Origin of the sequence: Peptoniphilus vaginalis (assembly GCF_900176605.1) — a bacterium.
Classification (GTDB): domain Bacteria; phylum Bacillota; class Clostridia; order Tissierellales; family Peptoniphilaceae; genus Peptoniphilus_A; species Peptoniphilus_A vaginalis.
On record NZ_FXLP01000005.1, the window covers coordinates 806,802 to 825,596 of the forward strand.

Genomic DNA, 18,795 nt, shown 5'->3' on the forward strand with positions numbered 1-18,795 from the left:
TTAATTTTAAGTAATAAAAAAAGACTCTTGAAGTGGGTGATATGTACCCTCTTTACTGGACAAACCAGTAAGGAGGGTATTTTTTATGAAATATAGTTATGAATTCAAAAAAGAATGTGTACAGTTGTATAGAGAAGGTAAATGGCCCAATACACCTGAAGGAACAAAAGAAAAAATCTTTCATAATTCAATTAGAATATGGTTTAAGTTAGAAGAACTTCATGGACCAGAAATTTTAAAACATGGAAATAATATCAATTGGACACCTGATGAGAAATTAGAAATGGTATCTAAAGTGTTAGCTGGAAATTCAATAAAGTCCATAGCAATTGAATATGGAATTAATGATGGACAACTCTATTCATGGGTTAACAAGTATAAAAATTATGGATATAATGGTCTTGTTAATAAAAAGAAAGGTCGTAAATCCAAAAATCCAAGCATGAAAAGTAAAAATAACCATAAAGCAAAAGAACTTAATGAATCTGAAAGAGAAGAGCTAATAAAACTTAGAGCAGAAAATGAATATATAAAGGCAGAAAATGAAATAATAAAAAAAGAGATCGCCTTGAGAGAAGAACGCTACGCTGCGCAACTCAAGGCGAAAAAGCAGCGATTGTCAAAGAACTCAAAGAAAAAGGATACAGACTAAAATATCTTTTAATAGCTATTGATATGCCAAGGTCAACATACTATTTTGAAATAAATAAAATTGATAAAATAAAAATTAAGAATAGTCATGTGGCAGATAAAATAACTCAAATATTTAACTTACACAAAGGAAGACATGGAGTAAGAAGAGTATATATGGAGTTGCTAAGTCAAGGTTATGTCATAAATCATAAAAGAGTTCAAAGGATAATGCATGAGTTAAAACTATTCGGAAAAAGATCTAAGGAAAAATATCACTCATATAAGGGTAAGATAGGGAAAGTAGCTGATAATATAATAAATAGAGATTTCAAGGCAGATAGACCTCTGCAAAAATGGACCACTGATGTATCAGAGTTTAAATTTTCTTGGGGTAAATGCTACATATCTCCAATACTTGATATGTATACAAATGAGATAATCTCTTATGACTTATCCTTACACCCTAATTTAAAACAAATATCCAATATGCTAGAAAAAGCATTTAACAAATTTCCAAAACTAAATAATCTAATACTGCATTCAGATCAAGGATGGCAATACCAACATAAATATTATGTGAATGAGCTTAAAAAACATGGTATAAGACAATCAATGTCAAGGAAGGGAAATTGTTATGATAACTCCATTATGGAGACATTCTTTGGAAGATTAAAAAATGAAATTTATTATGGTTATGAAAAGAGCTATAGCTCTTTTGAAGAATTTTCGAGAGCAATAGAGGAATATATTGATTATTACAATAATGAAAGAATTCAATCCAAAACAAAATGGATGCCACCTACAAAGTATAGGTTAGCATCCACTACAATTAGTTAATTGAATATTGTGTCCAGTTTTATGGGTACACATCAGGGGCTTCAAAAGTCTTTCTTTATTAATAATCTTTTCTCTCTCCTATTATTCGAGCGATGATATAAATTGCTACGACAAAGATGATTAAGAAGAAACTTAATTTAAGGGAGCTTGTATTTTTTATTATGCCTAAGAAAAATCCTGCTGGATTTTTTCCAATTTTGTCAAGCAAGGGAAGTAGAGCTGGCGATAATGTAAAGATTGTGCCCATTCCACTTGTTTGTCCAAAGTAAAGATAGATGGGGATACCTATAAGGTAGTATACCATCACATACAATATAACGAAAAGTCCAACCTTAAATTCAAGACCATTTATTTCAACATTTTGCAAGATGTAAGTCATTAAAAGTGAATCTATTATAAATATACTTAATACCTTCAAGAACTTTACATTTATTATGTCAGCTCTTGATACACCCATACATAGTAAATAGGGTTTGCTCTTGTCAATTATCATTCCTTCACTACTTATTACGTATAAGACATAGTGTAATAGGATAGCTATTAGAAAAAGTGTGGCAAAGGGTTTTTCTGCAAAGAAGCTAAATTCTTTTGTAAAAAGTCCTAGGCTCTTAATGGCAAAAATCATTGCAATAAATATGAGATAGACAATAATAAATTTTTTTCTAATTTTTAAATCATTTACTAGGAGTGTTTTCATAATATCCCCCTCTCTCTCAAGTATTTTGTAGAATATTTGTAGTCTAAGCTAAAGGACAAGATGCAAATTATTATTGATACACCTATAAATATTGGTCTGTAAATAGCAAAGCTTTCATAAAAACTTGAATAAATAAAAGCTAAGCCTGCTCCAAAAATTATCCCAATTAAGGTATAAAGGAAAACTACAAGTCCCCTTTGATATCTTGTAAAAACAATGTGGCTAAGGCTAAGTGCCATAAAGTCCATGGCTATAAATAGGCTCATATAAATGTCTATGATAATGTTTTTATCTTCCTCATTACTAAGAATTAATCCCATTAGCAAAACAAGAGAAGTAATTACAAAGATAATTAAGTTTTTTATTATCTTCGCAAGAGAATAGTCCTCAATAGATATTGGCATAGTCATGAACTTTTGAAAATCTTTGAAGTTATCCCCAAAGACGCTTTGTGCCCTAATGATAAAGATCATTGTAAGAGTCCATTGGCTAAAAAACTTGCTGAAAACTTGTCCTGTTATCAAAAAACCTATAAAAAGTATTGCAGTAACAAATATAACAATTGGTAGGACAATATTCTTTACAAGTTTAAAGTCATTATATAAAACTGCTTTCATTGTCCACCTCTTGATAAAAATATCATTATGTCCTCCACATTTGCCCTATCCACAACTTCGTTAGGATAAAATTCTTTAAAAACTTGGACGTTTTTTATTAGAGCTTCTGTTGAGTACTTATTTTTTCTTGTCTTTAAAATAAAATCTCCATAATTTTTTAAGTTTTCTTCAGAAGTTTTTAAAATTCCATATTTTTCTATTAGGGAGTCCTTTTCATCGTATAAGATTACTCTTCCCTCGTGGATATAAATTATATAGTCGGCAATTTTTTCTATGTCAGACAAGATGTGTGATGAAAATAAAATTGTCTTGTCCCCGTCCTTGATGTAGTCAAATAAAAATCCTATGATTTCGTCACGAATAACTGGGTCAAGACCTGATGTTGGCTCGTCAAGAATCAAGAGGTCAGGGTCGTGACAAATTGCAGAAATAATTTTTAACTTCATTAAGTTACCAGTAGAGAGCTCATTTAACTTTTTGTCCCTTGGCATCTTAAATTTATCTGCACAGTCATAAAACATTTCTTCATCAAAATTTTTGTAGGCAACTTTTAAAATATCAACAACGTCTTTTATCTTAAAAGTATCGTTAAAGAAGGAGTCAGGTATCACTGCCCCAATTTTTTCAAAGGACTCCTTGTGAATCTCCTCTCCAAAAACTTTTATGTCCCCATCATACCTATAGAGGTCCAAGATGCACTTAAGTAGTGTTGTCTTACCTGCACCGTTCTCCCCAATTAGTCCAAGGACTGCTCCCTCTGGAATTTCTAAATTTTCTATATCAAGGTCAAAGTCCTTAAATTCTTTTCTCAAATTTTTTATTTCTATTGCTTTCATACTTCACCCACTTCATCTAATGTCTTTAAAATTTCTTGCAATTCTTCCATTTCAATTCCTGCAGCCTTGGCAACAGTCATTGCGTCAGTAAAATATTTTTCAATCTCTGCAAGAGCATTCTCTCTTACAACTTCTTCATTTAATTTTTTTACAAAGGAACCCTTGCCTGGCATGGAATAAGTATATCCCTCTTGCTCCAAGTCGTTGTAGGCACGCTTTGTTGTAATGACAGAAACCTTTAAGTCGCTGGCAAGAGTCCTCATACCAGGAAGAGCTTCGTCTGCCCTTAGGTCACCAGCAACGATTTGAGCCTTAATTTGATTTTTAATCTGCTCATAAATTGGAAGGCCAGAGTCATTTGAAATAATAATTTTCATATCACACCACCTTTAAGCCTATATACTTTATTTTTTTGCTTTTACACAATACTTGTTTTAGTGATTTTAATAATTTTTATAAATTTTGTAAAAGTACAAAATGATTAAGATTCTTTAATCTTCTCATATACAGATTTTTCCCAGAGATTTTCATCCTTAAGGTATTTTGAAAAAATAAAAATTCCAAAAAATATTATTGAACCTACTATTGAAAATAAAGTTCCTTTTAAATCATAATGTTGTCCAGAAAATATATCCTTAGAAAAATCTGTGACAAATAGTAGGGCAAGATTATTGTTTAAATAGTGAATCATAACTGGTGCCCAGATTGACTTTGTCTTATTGTAGGCATAAGTTAAGAATATCCCTAAAAATGTACAGAATACAAGTTGTACAAGTATGGAATAAATTTGTGATGTCAATAGTCCATCTGAGTAATAAAATAAATTAAGTGGTAAATGCCAAATTCCCCAAATAAAACCTGTAAGTAGAATAGATTTTTTAAATCCGTAAATTTCTTTTAACCTTGGTGCTAGATAAGCCCTCCAACCATATTCTTCTCCTATGTATGGCATAATATTTAAAAAAGAAAAAATAAAAATTGAAATAAAAATTCTTAAACTCTTTGGATTTAAGATTTTAAAAAATTCATTTGCTTCCCCTTGCAATACATAACCTAAAAAAGTTCTCAAAAAATATATAATTATAAAAAGTAAGCACATAAGTAAGGTTAATTTTTTATTTGGATTATCTAGTGCTAACTTCTTTTTCAAGTTTTTGTCCATTTTATAAATAGATATTATCATTGGAATAGCTGAAATTAAAATAACTAGTTCAGACAATCCGCTAAACTCTTGATAAAAAATATTTATTATTGAAAGTACGAATAATATAAGACTTGCCACAAAATATATTCTTAGAGCAGCAATTTTTAAAATATTTTTATCTTCTTTATACAACAGTGCAATCACACCCAAAAATGGAATGAACATTTGAAATAAAGGATAAATATTTGTGCTTATATTGTGTAGTTTGCAATAGTAAATAGCAAATCCCATTAAGTAGGGAATAATGAATGATATGCCAATAAAAATTTTTAAATCTTTTTTCATAATATCTCTCACTCTCCTTAATCTAAATTTTAAGTGTATATACTTTATATTTACACTATAAACCCAGTAAATAATTTTGTCAAGATTTTATAAAAATTTTCAATAAAAAAATATCCTTAGACTTTATTAGTTTAAGGATACTTTGGATTTATATTTTTTATTTTTTCTTGAATCTTACTTTCTTTTGAATTTCTCCTGCAACTAGCGGGATAACTGATGAACCAAGTACAACTGCGATTTCTTTTGGTCCTAAGTCCATAAGTCCAAAGGCGTCGTTTAATACTGGTACATAAATTACTACTAGCATTAATAAGAAGGAGAAGGCTGTTGCAAGCACCAATTTTTTATTTGTGAAGACTCCAATTTGAAATACAGTCTTGTCAATTGATCTTGATGTGTAAGCTCTTAGAAGCTCACAAATAATTAATGCTGAGAATGCCATTGTCCTTGCGTGTCCAAGTCCTTCACCTGTGCCATACCACTTAAGTCCTACCAAGTAAGCAAGTAGTGTTGCAAGTGTGATTGCGATAGATTGGATGGCAACAGTAATTTTAATTTCTGTGTCAAGGATTGGTTCGTCTGGATCACGTGGCGGCTCCTTCATTATGTCTGCCTCTCCTCTTTCAACTCCAAGTGCAAGTGCTGGGAAGGAATCTGTAACAAGGTTAAGCCAAAGTAGTTGAATAGGAATTAGTGGCACAGGGAGGTTCATTAGGATTGAAATCAATACTATTAAAACTTCCCCAAGGTTACATGAAAGTAAATAAGCAACGAACTTCTTGATGTTAGAATAAATAATTCTTCCTTCTTCAACTGCGTTTACAATTGTTGCAAAGTTGTCGTCTGTCAAAATTACTTCTGCAGTGTTTTTTGCAACGTCAGTACCTGTTATACCCATGGCAATACCAATGTCTGCCTTCTTAATTGCTGGTGCATCGTTAACTCCGTCACCAGTCATAGCAGTTATGTGGCCATTTTGTTTTAGGGCTGTAACAATTTGAACCTTATTTTCTGGAGAGACTCTTGTAAAGACAGATTTTTTCTTTACAACTTCTCTAAGTTCTTCTTCGGACATTTCATTAAGTTCTCTACCCAAGATTGCTTCATCATCTGATGTGGCAATGCCAAGGTCCTTTGCTATAGCAAGACCTGTTTCAAGGTAGTCACCTGTAATCATAATTGGTCTTATGCCTGCAGTCCTACATTCTTTTATTGCTGCCTTTGCTTCTGGTCTTGAAGGGTCAATCATACCTGTAAGTCCAACAAAAACCATGTCCTTTTCAATGTTTTCTGATGTGATTTCACTTGGCATATCCCTGTGTTTTCTATAAGCATAGCCTAAACATCTTAGGGCAGATCTTGCAAACTCACTGTTCTTTGCTAAGACTTCTTCTCTTAATTTTTCATCAAGGTCTACTTCTTTTCCATCTATTAAGATTTTGCTACATCTTTCAAGGACAACGTCTGGTGCTCCCTTTGTAAAGGATGCAATGTCATCAAAAATCTTGTCGTGGAAAGTTGTCATCATCTTTCTATCAGAATCAAAAGGAATTTCTTCGATTCTGTCAAAGTTACTGTAAAGTTCCTTAAGACCATTACCTGCCTTTTCTGCAAAGGTAAGAAGGGCACCTTCAGTTGGGTCTCCAATGATTGATGCTTCCTCACCCTTAACTTGTAATTTTGCATCATTAGTTAGGGCTGCGATAGAAGATAAAATTTTAAGGTTTTCGTCTTCTTCAATTGTAACTTTTGCATCTTTTCTTGTTACGTCACCTTCTGGAGAGTAACCAGTTCCTGAAACATCATAGATATGTCCGTCAGTAAATACCTTTACAACAGTCATTTCATTTTGTGTAAGAGTACCAGTTTTGTCGGAACAAATTACTGTAGTTGTTCCAAGAGTTTCTACTGCCAAAAGTTTTTTAACAATGGCATTTTTTTCTGCCATCTTGCCCATGCCAATTGAAAGTACAATTGTTACAATGGCAGGTAATCCTTCTGGCACTGCTGCTACTGCAAGAGAAATTGCAGTCATAAACATTTCTCTTGGGTCGTGCTTATAAAGTATGCCAACTCCAAGAACTACTGCACAAATTACAAGAACTAAAATACCAAGAGTCTTTGATAATTTTGCAAGTTTTCTTTGAAGAGGAGTTTGTTCATCTCCAACTGTTGCAATTGAAGTTGCAATCTTTCCAATTTCTGTTTCGTGACCAGTTTCTATAACAAGTCCCATACCCCTGCCGTAAGTTACAATAGTTGATGAGTAAGCTAAGTTTTCTCTGTCACCAATTTCCATCTTGCCATCGTAGACTACAGAGGCTTCCTTTTCCACTGGAACTGATTCACCAGTTAGGGATGACTCGTCAATCTTTAAGTTTGAAGACTCTAAAAGTCTTAAGTCCGCTGGTACTATGTCACCTGTTTCAAGGATGATAATATCCCCTGGCACAAGTGCCTTGGAGTCAACCTCAATGTGTTCGCCATCTCTTATGACCTTGGCCTTTGGTGACGACATCTTTTGTAGGGCTTCAATAGCTTCTTCTGCCTTGCCTTCTTGGTAGATTGATAAAAAGGCATTGACAATTACAATGGCAATAATTATTCCTGCATCAAGTGCTTCACCATTGAAGGCTGATACAAGGGCTGCTAGCATTAAGATGATAATCATTGGGTCAAGGATTTGTTCCTTTAACTTCTCTCCAAAAGATTTTTTCTTTTCTGCTTCGAGAGCATTTTTTCCATATTTTTCAAGCCTAACCTTGGCTTCCTCTTGACTTAGTCCCTTATCTTTAGTTGTAGAAAGATTTTTTAGGGCTTCATCAGGAGATTGATTATACCAATTTTTTTCCATACTTCCTCCTCTATAATACAAAAAAGAGACCGACTGTTACGTCGGTCTCACATACTTACATAATAAGCTTTCCAGCCGGGCAATGCCGTAATGACGACTGAAAATTTAAAAGTTACTCCCCTAAGTGAGTAAATTATATCAAATTACTTTCTTTAAAACAATGAATAAGACTTAATAAATTATTTTTATTTCTTTGGAGTTAGCTTTGTCATTCCACCCATATACATTTGTAGTGGTTCTGGAATTCTTACGCTGCCATCTTCTTGAAGTAGGTTTTCTAAGAAGGCGATTAACATTCTTGGTGGAGCAACAACTGTGTTGTTTAGTGTGTGGGCAAAGTATGTGCCATCCTTGCCACGAAGTTTGATGTTAAGTCTTCTTGCTTGTGCATCGCCAAGGTTTGAACATGATCCAACTTCAAAATATTTATTTTGTCTTGGAGAGAAGGCTTCAACGTCAAGAGACTTAACCTTTAAGTCTGCTAAGTCACCAGAACAACATTCAAGAGTTCTAACAGGTATATCTAATGAACGGAAGAAGTCCACTGTGTTTTGCCATAATTTTACGTACCAGTCTTTTGATTCTTCTGGCTTACAAATTACAACCATTTCTTGTTTTTCAAATTGGTGAATCCTATAAACCCCTCTTTCTTCAATACCGTGAGCTCCAACTTCCTTTCTGAAGCATGGAGAATATGAAGTAAGTGCAAGAGGCATATCTTCTTCTGGAGTAATTGTATTTATATATTTACCAATCATTGAGTGTTCAGAAGTACCAATTAGGTAAAGGTCTTCGCCTTCAATCTTGTACATCATGTTTTCCATTTCTGTGAAACTCATAACACCTGTAACTACATCTGATCTAATCATAAAAGGTGGAATGTGATATTCAAAGCCACGGTCTATCATAAAGTCTCTTGCGTAAGCTAGGATTGCAGAGTGAAGTCTTGCAATATCTCCCTTTAAATAATAGAAACCTGCACCTGATGTATTTCTTGCAGAATCAAGATCAATTCCGTTAAAGCTTTCCATAATGTCAATGTGGTAAGGAATTTCAAAATCAGGAATTACTGGTTCGCCAAATCTTTCAAGCTCAACATTTTCGCTGTCGTCCTTTCCTATTGGCACTGTTTCATCTATCATTTGTGGAATAACTTGCATCCTCTTCTTAAGTTCTTCAGCAAGGTCTCTTTCAGTAGCTTCAAGATTTGTTATCTCTTCATTAATTTCAGCAACTTTTTTCTTTGCTTCTTCTGCCTTGTCCTTTTCTCCCTTTTGCATAAAGCCACCAATTGCTTTTGAAGTTTGGTTTTTTTCTGCACGAAGATTGTCGCCCTTAGTTTTTGCTGCTCTTAGGTCCTCGTCAATCTTTATAACTTCATCAACTAGTGGAAGTTTGTCATCTTGGAACTTCTTTTTAATGTTTTCCTTAACTGCTTCTGGGTTTTCTCTTACAAATTTAATGTCTAACATAAATCCTCCCTTAAAATAAAAAAAGCCCCTCAATCCCTAAAGGGACGAGAGACCCGCGTTGCCACCCTAATTAACCAAATGGTTCACTTAAAATTTCATAGACTATGAGGTGGATTCATCTTAAAAATTTTACAGGTTTTCACCAGCCACCTGCTCTCTTAAAAACTTTTTAAAATTACTATTCTCAATTATCGCCTTTTTTAGTTTTTTTTATTATAACATAAGTAAAAATAAGTTCAAGCTTTTTGTCCTTTAAAGTAACTTCAATTGATTGCGTTGTTAAAAATGATTATAATAAGAGTGAGGACATACAGATGGTGGTTGCCTAATAAAAATATTAGGAGGGACGACTATACCCATTCGGGCACACGTGAGTGACTATGAAATTCTATCCTTAATAATAGAATTTGCAACACTAATAGTCATCATCTTAACACTTTACGATAAAAAGTAGTTAAAATGAAAAAACCACCTGTATCGCACTACAAGTGGTTTTAGTATAAAACTAACTATAAGGCGACCGCTGCTTGTGCCCGAATGGGTATTAACGGTGTCCTCTTTATCTATATTATAACATAAGATTTTTATTTTTAAAGGCTACAAGGCCTTTTTTTATTTATGACTTACTCTTACCAATTTATTAATTGATGGAGTTTTATAAAATATGTATAATAGGAATGAGGACATACCAAGGTGGTTGCTCTTTACTTTTATAGTAAAGGGGGTGATTGCAATGTCAGATTTTGAAATATTAAGCCTTGTGCTAAAATTCATTGGTTTGATTATTGCTATATTAGCCCTGTTTCTTAATAAGAAATAGCATAAAATAAAATACCACCTGTATTGCACTACAAGTGGTATTAAATAAATATCAACTTAGAGCAACCGTCTTAAACGGTGTCCTCTTTATCTATATTATAACACAAGATTTTTATTTTTAAAGGCTGCAAGGCCTTTTTTATTTTTTAAGATACTTTATAATGGCAAGTATTGCCAAGATAATAAGTACAAAAATTCCTACATAGACCCCAAAACCTAAGATTAAAGCAATAAGTGATTTAGAAGTAAAAGCCATAATGATTCCTCCTTTATACTTTCTTACATTATAACAATAAAATAAATCTTTTACAAAATTTATTTCCCACACATATTTTTTCTTTTTGTTATAATAGGCAAGAGGTGATGAAATGAGAGACTTCTTACTTTCACAAGGCGTTTCAAAGGATCTACTTAAGGGAGTAGACGAATTTATAAAAAAACATAATTTAAATAAGGATTTTGAATATAGAATTCCAAATATAAAATACAAATATTACGGCAAAAAAACTTGGGAGAAGGCCATCGCTGCAATTTTATCTGGCGACAATATCCTCCTCTCTGGACCAAAGGCAACGGGCAAAAATGTTTTGGCAGAAAACTTGGCATATCTCTTTAAGAGACCCCTCTGGACAGTTTCTTTAAACATTGCATCAGACCCTTCAAGCTTAATTGGATCTGATACCTTCAAGAACAACGAAGTAACTCTTAAGAAGGGACCAGTTTATGAAGCAGCAGAAGAAGGTGGCTTTGCAGTCTTTGACGAAATAAATATGGCTAAGAACGAAGCCCTTTCCGTTGTCCACTCCACTCTTGACTACAGAAGGGTTCTTGATATTTCTGGTTACGACAGACTTATGCTAAACGATGCAACAAGATTTATCGCCACAATGAACTACGGCTACATTGGTACTCGTGATCTTAACGAAGCCTTGGTGTCAAGATTTTTGGTAATCGATATGCCAACTATTACTGAAGAGGACCTTGCAAAGTTGTTTAAAGAAAACACAAGACTCAACAAAGATGCAATAAAAATTTTCACAAGATTATTTTTAGACCTTCAAGAGAAATCTCTTAACTCAGAAATTTCTTCCAAGGCCATAGACCTTCGTGGACTTATGTCAAGTATTGAGCTAATGAATCGTGGACTTGGCATAAGAGAGTCCCTTGACCTTGGCATTGTTGACAAGACCTTTGACTCCTACGAAAAGGAAATTGTCAATGACGTCATTGACACACTTTTTGTAAAAAATATTGAAAGAGCTGATCTCTTTGAAGGATGAAAATAGGCTAAAAAATATTTTTTGGACTTTATCAGACTTCTACGACTTTGATATTTTTAATTTTTCACTTAAACCTGAAGACTCCTACGAGGCTGCCCTTCTTGGTCATGCCAGTAGGTATTTTGATTTTTATGTACTTGATGACTTCTTCAAGAAGTATGTAAATTCATTAAACAACAAAAGGGACTTGTGGGAAATTTCAAAATTAGTTTTGGAAAATATTTTTTCACAAGAAATGATTTTGGAAAGACCAGGGACCTTGGATTTTAAAAATGGCCACGATGAAAAAATTTTAAAAAATCTAAGCAGACAAAAAATTATTATGACTACGGAACTTAAAATTGGCTACATCAGAAAAGAAAAAGGTCAATATCCAAAGGTCCAAAGAGTCTTAGAAGAGATGTTAGGAGAAATTTATAACTTTAAGGAGAAAGATACTTTTAAGTATCTTGACTTCTTAAGATATCTTTTCAAAAAATATTTTCACATCAACAAGGACCTTCCCCATGACACAGAAGAGTCCTACGATGAATTTAAAAAAGAAGCTAAGTCCAACTCAACTTCAAAGAAAAATTCTCCCTACCAGAGAAAAAATTTCATAGACAAGGACTTCCTTGAGAGGTACAACATTGAGTCAGCTGAGTTCACCTTCTTTAATGACGACTACAGGGACATAAACGTTAAAGAAGACACTCTAGTAAATAACTTTGGAGACAAAAGTATTTACAAGGCTCTAGTCAAACGATATGGGATAGAAAAAATAAAAAGACACACGGCTGATAGGATTGCCCAAGAGATTTCAACTGGCATCCACGAGGAAATAAAATTTTTCTTCCCTGTGGGAAAGTTTGAAAATAAGTCTTCATACTATGCCCAAGAAGAGAAGGGAAATTACTCTGACAACTTAAACTTTTATGAGAGCAACAAGTTGCAAAATTCTCGTGCCATAAGAGAACTTGCTGGCGTAGTAAAAAATTCCCTCTTAAAAGAATCTGAAGATGAAATATTAAAATCCACTTCTGGAAAAATTATTCCATCAGAAATTTGGAAGACGAGAGAGTTAAATGAAGATAGGATTTTTGAAAAAATTAACAGGAAGGACTCCAATGAAATTTATGTAGACATTCTCTTGGACTCCTCTGCTTCACAAAATGATAGGAAGGAAATTCTTGCAACAGAAACCTATATCATTGCAGAGGCCCTAACATCTTTAAATATAAAAACTAGGGTCTTCTCTTACAACAACTTTTACAATTATCTTGTAATAAAAAAATACAGAGACTACAATGATCCAAAAATAAAAAATAAGGACATCTTCAAGTACTCTCCTTCGGGATCTAATAGAGATGGCCTTGCAATAAAATTTATGCGACACCTGATTTCAAAAAACAGAGACGCAAGAAGATTTTTAATTGTTCTAACTGATGGCCTTCCCTTTGACGAAATCGACATTGGAATAGTTGGTGCATCAAAGACGCCTGGAGAAAATTACAAGGACGAAGAAGCTGTAATGGACACATCAAAGGAAGTCCTCTTGACAAGACTTAAAGGGATCAACACCTTTGGAGTCTTCACTGGCAAAGAGGCAGAAAGTATGAACATCAAGAAGATTTACGGCAATGACTACGCTTATATAACTGACATCGCCCGCTTCCACAAGGTAGTTGGTATATTTTTAAAAACTTATGCAAATAAAATAGAGTAGGTTCAATGAGAAACCTACTCTATTTTTAATGCTTTTGCTATATTAAATCCTCCTTAACAAGGACCACTGAATAAATAATTTTTAAAATCCAATGAGCTTACTTATTTAAAAAATGCTTACAAGCTTTCTCCATCCTATTAAGACCTTCAACTATATCTTCGTAAGAAGATGCGTAGGAAAATCTAACAAAGCCTTCTCCAGCACTTCCGAAAACTGTTCCTGGAACAATTGCAACACATTCTTCATCAAGAAGGTAGTTGCAAAATTCTTCTGAAGAAACTCCTAGTCCCTTGATATTTATAAAGGCATAAAAGGCACCATCAGGTGCATTTAGGCTAAGTCCTTCAATGGAGTTAACTTTATCGACAATGTAATCACGTCTTCTCTTGTATTCCTTAACCATTTCTTCTGCGCCTTCATTTCCTTCTTTAAGGGCAGTGATACCTCCATGTTGAACAAAGGAAGTTGCACAAGAAGTATTGTGTTGGTGGATAATATTTAGGACCCTAATAAATTCTTCTGGGGCTGCAATATAAGCAAGACGGAAGCCTGTCATAGAATAAGTTTTTGAGAAACCATTAATAGTAATAGTTCTTTCCTTCATTCCATCAAGAGATGCAATGGATACATGCTCTTTGTTTCCATAAATAATCTTTTCGTAAATCTCATCAGAAATTACTAGGATATCTTTTTTCTTTGCAAAGTCAGCAAGTTTTTCCAAAGTTTCTAGTGTGAACATAGATCCAATTGGGTTTGATGGGTTAATAATTACAATAGCCTTAGTCTTTTCTGTAACAAGACCTTCAAGTTCATCAAAATCAATTTGGAAGTCATTTTCTTCTGCAAGACTATATCTTACAGGCACAGCTCCCATAATATAAGCTGCGTTAACATAGTTTGGCCAGCATGGGTTTGGTAAAAGAATCTCGTCATCTTCTTCAAGGATTAGTGAATAAGAATCATAAATAGATTCAGTAGCTCCTGCTGTTATCAAGACTTCCTTTGCAGTATAGTCTAAATTATTTTCATTTCTAAGTTTTTCAGCCACAGCTTCTCTTAGAGGCATTACGCCATAATTTGATGTATAAAAAACATTTCCATCTTCGATGCTCTTTATAGTAGCATCTTTTATTACCTTTGGAGTGTCAAAGTCTGGTCTGCCTACTTCGAAGTGGTAGATTTTTTTGCCAGCTCTTTCCATCTCAAGGGTTTTTTCATTGATTTTTCTAATGCCAGATGGCCCAACCTTATTAAACTTACTACAAATAAAATCTCTCATGATTTCCTCCCTAAGAATTTATTATTTCTTCAATTGCTCTGCCTTCTACATTGCCACCTGTTATTATGAGAACTAATTTGTCCTTGTCATCATAATCTATTTTGCCTTCTAAGATTGCACCAAGACCTATTGCAGAAGATGGCTCAACAATTAATTTCTCTTTATTATACAATAAATCTAAAGCTTTTTTAATATTTTTATCTTGGCAAGTTACAATGTCATCAACAAGATCTCTTACAATTGGAAAAACATGGTCTCCAGGTTTAACAGAAAGAAGTCCATCAGCAAGAGTTGCTCCCCTCTTTACTTGACTTGGCTCACCTTCTTTAAGTGATAAAGTATATCTTGCAACATTTTCTGGTTCAACTCCAATGACCTTGGATCCTTTTGAAACTCCCTTAGTATACATGGCGATACCAGAGATTAGTCCGCCACCACCAATAGGAACAATCATCTTCAAGTTGTCCATCTTGTCTAAGACTTCCACTGCAATAGTTCCTTGACCTTCAGAAACATCTAAGTCGTCATAAGGATGAATGAAAGTCATTCCTTCCTTTTCAGAAATTTCCTTTGCAACTTCAAATCTTGTTTCAACGCTTGTGATTACAATTTCTGCACCAAGATCTTTTATCATTTGTCTCTTGGCTTCAGTAGAAGTATCTGATAGGACAATCTTAGCTGGGATCCCTAACATTTTTGCGCAAGTTGCAATTCCCTTGCCGTGATTACCACTAGAAGCTGTGACAACACCCTTTTTTAATTCTTCTTCAGAAAGTTTTCTAATTTTATTTAGAGCACCTCTTATCTTGAAGGAATTTGTCTTTTGCATATTTTCAAGTTTTGCATAAATAGATGTGCCAAGCATTTCTGAAATATGATTAAGTCTTACTAGAGGAGTTTCATAAATAAAATCCCCTATTCTTTCTCTCGCCTTTATAGTTTCCTTGTATCCATTTTTATAATCCATTTTTTCTCCTTTAAAAAAATTAAATATACTGTAACCTTTTTTGATATTATAATACGATAAAGTGAGTTTGTAAAATGATATTGACCTTTGAAAAACAAAAGAATTCATTGTAGAAAAATTTTGAATAGCAAATTAAAAAAGGCCTCCGAAGAGACCTCTAACAATTTATTTTATTAACTTACATCCTTGGTCTTGCTCCATCAGGTAGTGGTGATATGAATTTTTCTCCACGCACCTTTATAAATTCTTCGTGAGCCTTCTTAACAAGTTCAGGGTTTTCTATAAAGCTTCTTGCAGCTCTTGACATTACATTAGATGCCTTTAACATTCCCTTCATAGCCATAGAGGACTTCCCTTGAGCAACTTCTTGCCAAGAGTGAGCTGTTGTTCCTATTGCAAAGCAAGCTGTAATAATTTGTGCAGTTGGCACAACATTAGAGCAGTCACCAACATCTGATGATCCCATTCCCAACTCATCGGAATGCTTGTAGTCCAAAATCTTATCATAAAGTATGTGATCCTTTAGGTAGGCTAACTCATCAACCTTGTCAACTGCATAGACAAGAGTTTGTTCGCTTTCAATATTTTCTTCTGGGAAAGTAGCCCTAAAGTTCTCTGCATATTTTAATTCTTCTTCTGTAAAGTCAATTGGTCCCTCTTCCAAGAAGGCCTTGTAAAGTTCTTCTTCAATTACAGGATTTGGAATTACATTGGAACAAGCCTTATCGAAAATTATTTCTGGCTCAGTTTCAGTCATTAGTCCTGCACCTTCAACAATTTTTTCAAATCTCTTGTAAAGTCTATTAACATGTTCTGTGTCCTTTGATCTGATTAGGTAAAGTCCTTCAGCATAAGGTTGGACAACGTTAGGTGATGCTGATCCCGGATCAATGATTGAGTAGTGAATTCTTTCGAAGTCTTGCATGTGTTCCCTTAAGAATTGAACACCAATATTAACTAGCTCTAGTCCATCAAGGGCAGATCTTCCTAAGTGAGGAGATGCTGCTGCATGAGCTCCCTTACCTCTAAACCTAACATAAACTTGTTTGTTAGCTTGAAGAGATCCTGTGAAAATTGCATTGGCGTTAAAGGGGTGCCATGCAATGACAATATCTGCTAGATCAAAGCAACCTGCCTTTGCCATAAAGGCCTTACCACTTCCACCTTCTTCTGCCGGACAGCCAAAGTAAACTACCTTGCCCTCTAGCTTGTTTTCATCCATGTAGTCCTTTAACTTTAAGGCTGCACCTATTGATGCAGTACCTAAGAGGTGGTGACCACAACCATGTCCACAAGCTCCATCAACTTTTTCCTTCCTTTCAGCCAAGTCCTCAACTTGCGAAAGTCCAGATAGGGCATCAAACTCGCCTAAGAAACCAACTGTTACTCCCTTGCCTCTTTCATATTCAGCAGAAAAAGCTGTTGGAAGATCAGCCAAGTTATCATTTATTTTAAAACCATGCTTTTTTAAAATTTCTTTTTGAGCTTCAATGGACTTAATTTCTTTCCATTTAATTTCAGCATATTCCCAAATATTTTTTGCAAGGTCTATTAGCTCTTTATTGTATTTATCCATATCCTTCTCCTTAAAATTTTATTTATGAATTCATCAATCTTTCTTCTTTATAATTTATAAACTCTTGAACTTTTTCAAGCAAAGAAAACTTAAAAAGTTTAATAAAAGTTTAAATCCAATTCCTTAGAAATTTTTTCTAGCATCTTAAGACCTGCAACAGAATTTCCAAAGGAGTCGAGTCCTGGGCAAAATGTACAGATGCCAATTTCTTTGTTTGTAGTTGCCATTATGCCTCCGCCTACTCCACTCTTAGCAGGTAGCCCAATGTCTATTGCGAAGTCACCAGAATAGTTATAGGTTCCACAAATTGCCATTAGTGTTCTAAGAATTCTTGCATTCCCCTTCTTAATTATTTGCTCTCCTTCTAAATTTTTCCCATCTTTAGAAATCATAGAAGCAAAGGTTGCAAGGTCTCTAGTGTTAACCATAATACTACAAGCAAGATTGTATAAGTTTATAACATCTTCTACAGAAGTGTACCTATCAATTGTTCCATGTTTTTTTAGAATCCAAGCAAGGGCAAGGTTATTCTCTCCACCTGTTCTTGCTGTATCAAGTAGGGTTTGACTGTAGTCTAGACTCTCATCTTCCATTACTAGTCTTGCTCTTTTCATTAAGACTTCAACAGACTTATCCTTAAATTTTTTATAAATTAAGTAGGCTGAAGTAATTGCTCCTGCATTTATAAAGGGGTTAACAGGTTTACCCCCCTCTGCCTCCAAGTCCAATATAGAATTGTAGGCCTTTGATGATCCTTCAAGTCTCATATACTCTTTGATTTCAGAAAGTTCATAATTTTCTAAAACAATTTCAAAGAGCAGTACTTTTACAATTGACATAATTGCAAATTCTTCACGAGACCTCCCTGCTTCATAAACCTTTCCATCTTTGTCAATGATGCAAGCCCCAAGAGCATTTTTATCTGCGTCTTTTAAAATTTCTATATAGTCTACAAGCTTTCCTTGGCTTGTAAAATTTTTTCCATAATCAATTACTGATTCTAAAAATTTATCCAAATTCATAATTAATCCTTTTTTTCTAACTTAACTATGCCTGACTTGTAATAAGCGTAAGCAATTAGTAAAGTTACTCCAAGCATAATGAGCATAGCGTAACCTTCCTTACCTGCAATTGGCATCACTAAGAAGTTAAAGGCATAAACTATAATAAGAGATGTTATAGCTATAAGAGGCTTTCTTGGTGCCTTGTATTTTGAACCAGCTCCTCTTGATATAAAGGCAGAGATTCCCATTGACCCATATAGGGCTGGAAGGATGTAGTTGGTTGCAATAGCAACACTTTCTGTTTGAAGAATTGGTTTTAATGGTGCCAAAAGAATTACACCAAGAACTACTGTTATCATAGAAACCATTCCTGAAACTGTAACTGCTATCATTCCCATAACGTCAGCTTCTTCTGTACCTGGAGTTGCATCTACAGTTGCAATAGCTGATAGGTAGCAAGGAAATTTGATATTCATAACATTACCAAGAATTGAATTTAGATAACAAGTTGTACCACCAATTGGAATCATAGAAAGTTGTTCTGCCAAGGCTGTCGGTACAAAAAGTGCCATTAGCGGACCAGCAACAGATGCTATAAGAGACCACTCAGGCCACATTCCATAAATTGTACACATTACTGCAGGAATACCTAGCATAAGAGCCATTGCTATAAGGGTTGCAATGATTCCATATCTATAAGTATTTTTCATATAATTTGACATTTGCATAA

Annotated in this window: 16 protein-coding genes and 1 other annotated feature; of the genes, 4 read left to right on the forward strand and 12 right to left on the reverse strand. The window is 34.1% G+C overall.

The window, feature by feature from the left end; translation table 11 throughout:
- The first annotated feature begins 85 nt into the window (after nt 1-85).
- Together CAN42_RS08590 and CAN42_RS08595 are read left to right on the forward strand one after the other, a co-directional pair.
- Nucleotides 86-652: a helix-turn-helix domain-containing protein gene (locus tag CAN42_RS08590; RefSeq protein WP_085875244.1), complete on the forward strand. Its 567-nt coding sequence runs from the start codon at nt 86-88 to the stop codon at nt 650-652.
- The gene (locus CAN42_RS08595; protein ID WP_135100561.1) at nt 616-1,470 is read left to right on the forward strand and encodes an IS3 family transposase; all 855 of its coding nucleotides are present in this window, start codon (nt 616-618) and stop codon (nt 1,468-1,470) included. Before CAN42_RS08590 ends, CAN42_RS08595 begins: the two co-directional genes overlap by 37 nt.
- A 58-nt stretch (nt 1,471-1,528) precedes the next feature.
- On the opposite strand, the gene CAN42_RS08600 is transcribed toward CAN42_RS08595, so the two are convergent.
- The 7 genes from CAN42_RS08600 to serS form a co-directional block, all read right to left on the reverse strand.
- Nucleotides 1,529-2,167 carry an ABC-2 transporter permease gene (locus CAN42_RS08600; RefSeq protein ID WP_085876330.1) on the reverse strand — a complete coding sequence of 213 codons (639 nt, stop codon included), beginning with the start codon at nt 2,165-2,167 and terminating at the stop codon, nt 1,529-1,531.
- A complete protein-coding gene (locus CAN42_RS08605; protein ID WP_085876331.1) occupies nt 2,164-2,784 on the reverse strand; it encodes an ABC-2 transporter permease in 621 nt (206 codons plus the stop codon). Before CAN42_RS08605 ends, CAN42_RS08600 begins: the two co-directional genes overlap by 4 nt.
- Nucleotides 2,781-3,620, reverse strand: coding sequence for an ABC transporter ATP-binding protein (locus tag CAN42_RS08610; RefSeq protein WP_085876332.1), 840 nt, complete (start codon nt 3,618-3,620; stop codon nt 2,781-2,783). The genes CAN42_RS08605 and CAN42_RS08610 overlap by 4 nt, the downstream gene beginning before the upstream one ends.
- Complete coding sequence (locus CAN42_RS08615; RefSeq protein WP_085876333.1) at nt 3,617-3,997, reverse strand: GntR family transcriptional regulator; 381 nt, start codon at nt 3,995-3,997, stop codon at nt 3,617-3,619. The genes CAN42_RS08610 and CAN42_RS08615 overlap by 4 nt, the downstream gene beginning before the upstream one ends.
- Nucleotides 3,998-4,101: 104 nt before the next feature.
- Nucleotides 4,102-5,109 carry a CPBP family intramembrane glutamic endopeptidase gene (locus CAN42_RS08620; protein WP_085876334.1) on the reverse strand — a complete coding sequence of 336 codons (1,008 nt, stop codon included), beginning with the start codon at nt 5,107-5,109 and terminating at the stop codon, nt 4,102-4,104.
- Nucleotides 5,110-5,266: 157 nt separating this feature from the next.
- Nucleotides 5,267-7,963 carry a cation-translocating P-type ATPase gene (locus tag CAN42_RS08625; RefSeq protein ID WP_085876335.1) on the reverse strand — a complete coding sequence of 899 codons (2,697 nt, stop codon included), beginning with the start codon at nt 7,961-7,963 and terminating at the stop codon, nt 5,267-5,269.
- A gap of 185 nt (nt 7,964-8,148) precedes the next feature.
- Nucleotides 8,149-9,435 carry a serine--tRNA ligase gene (gene serS / locus CAN42_RS08630; RefSeq protein ID WP_085876336.1) on the reverse strand — a complete coding sequence of 429 codons (1,287 nt, stop codon included), beginning with the start codon at nt 9,433-9,435 and terminating at the stop codon, nt 8,149-8,151.
- A gap of 37 nt (nt 9,436-9,472) precedes the next feature.
- Nucleotides 9,473-9,636 (reverse strand) — a binding site (T-box leader).
- Nucleotides 9,637-10,622: 986 nt separating this feature from the next.
- Here serS and CAN42_RS08635 point away from each other — a divergent pair.
- The gene (locus CAN42_RS08635) at nt 10,623-11,534 is read left to right on the forward strand and encodes an AAA family ATPase (protein ID WP_085876337.1); all 912 of its coding nucleotides are present in this window, start codon (nt 10,623-10,625) and stop codon (nt 11,532-11,534) included.
- Nucleotides 11,524-13,239, forward strand: a complete 1,716-nt coding sequence (locus tag CAN42_RS08640; protein ID WP_085876338.1) for a vWA domain-containing protein — start codon at nt 11,524-11,526, stop codon at nt 13,237-13,239. Before CAN42_RS08635 ends, CAN42_RS08640 begins: the two co-directional genes overlap by 11 nt.
- A gap of 97 nt (nt 13,240-13,336) precedes the next feature.
- Here the strand turns inward: CAN42_RS08640 and CAN42_RS08645 are convergent, their stop codons facing one another.
- From CAN42_RS08645 to CAN42_RS08665, 5 genes are all read right to left on the reverse strand, one after another.
- Complete coding sequence (locus tag CAN42_RS08645; RefSeq protein WP_085876339.1) at nt 13,337-14,518, reverse strand: pyridoxal phosphate-dependent aminotransferase; 1,182 nt, start codon at nt 14,516-14,518, stop codon at nt 13,337-13,339.
- 10 nt (nt 14,519-14,528) lie between these two features.
- Complete coding sequence (locus tag CAN42_RS08650; RefSeq protein ID WP_085876340.1) at nt 14,529-15,485, reverse strand: threonine ammonia-lyase; 957 nt, start codon at nt 15,483-15,485, stop codon at nt 14,529-14,531.
- Nucleotides 15,486-15,663: 178 nt separating this feature from the next.
- Entirely contained in the window at nt 15,664-17,061 is a 1,398-nt protein-coding gene (locus CAN42_RS08655; protein WP_085876341.1) for an amidohydrolase, read from the reverse strand.
- Nucleotides 17,062-17,159: 98 nt separating this feature from the next.
- A complete protein-coding gene (gene glsA / locus CAN42_RS08660) occupies nt 17,160-18,083 on the reverse strand; it encodes a glutaminase A (RefSeq protein ID WP_085876343.1) in 924 nt (307 codons plus the stop codon).
- A 2-nt stretch (nt 18,084-18,085) separates the two neighbouring features.
- The gene (locus CAN42_RS08665) at nt 18,086-18,793 is read right to left on the reverse strand and encodes a hypothetical protein (RefSeq protein WP_085876345.1); all 708 of its coding nucleotides are present in this window, start codon (nt 18,791-18,793) and stop codon (nt 18,086-18,088) included.
- Nucleotides 18,794-18,795 lie beyond the last annotated feature (2 nt).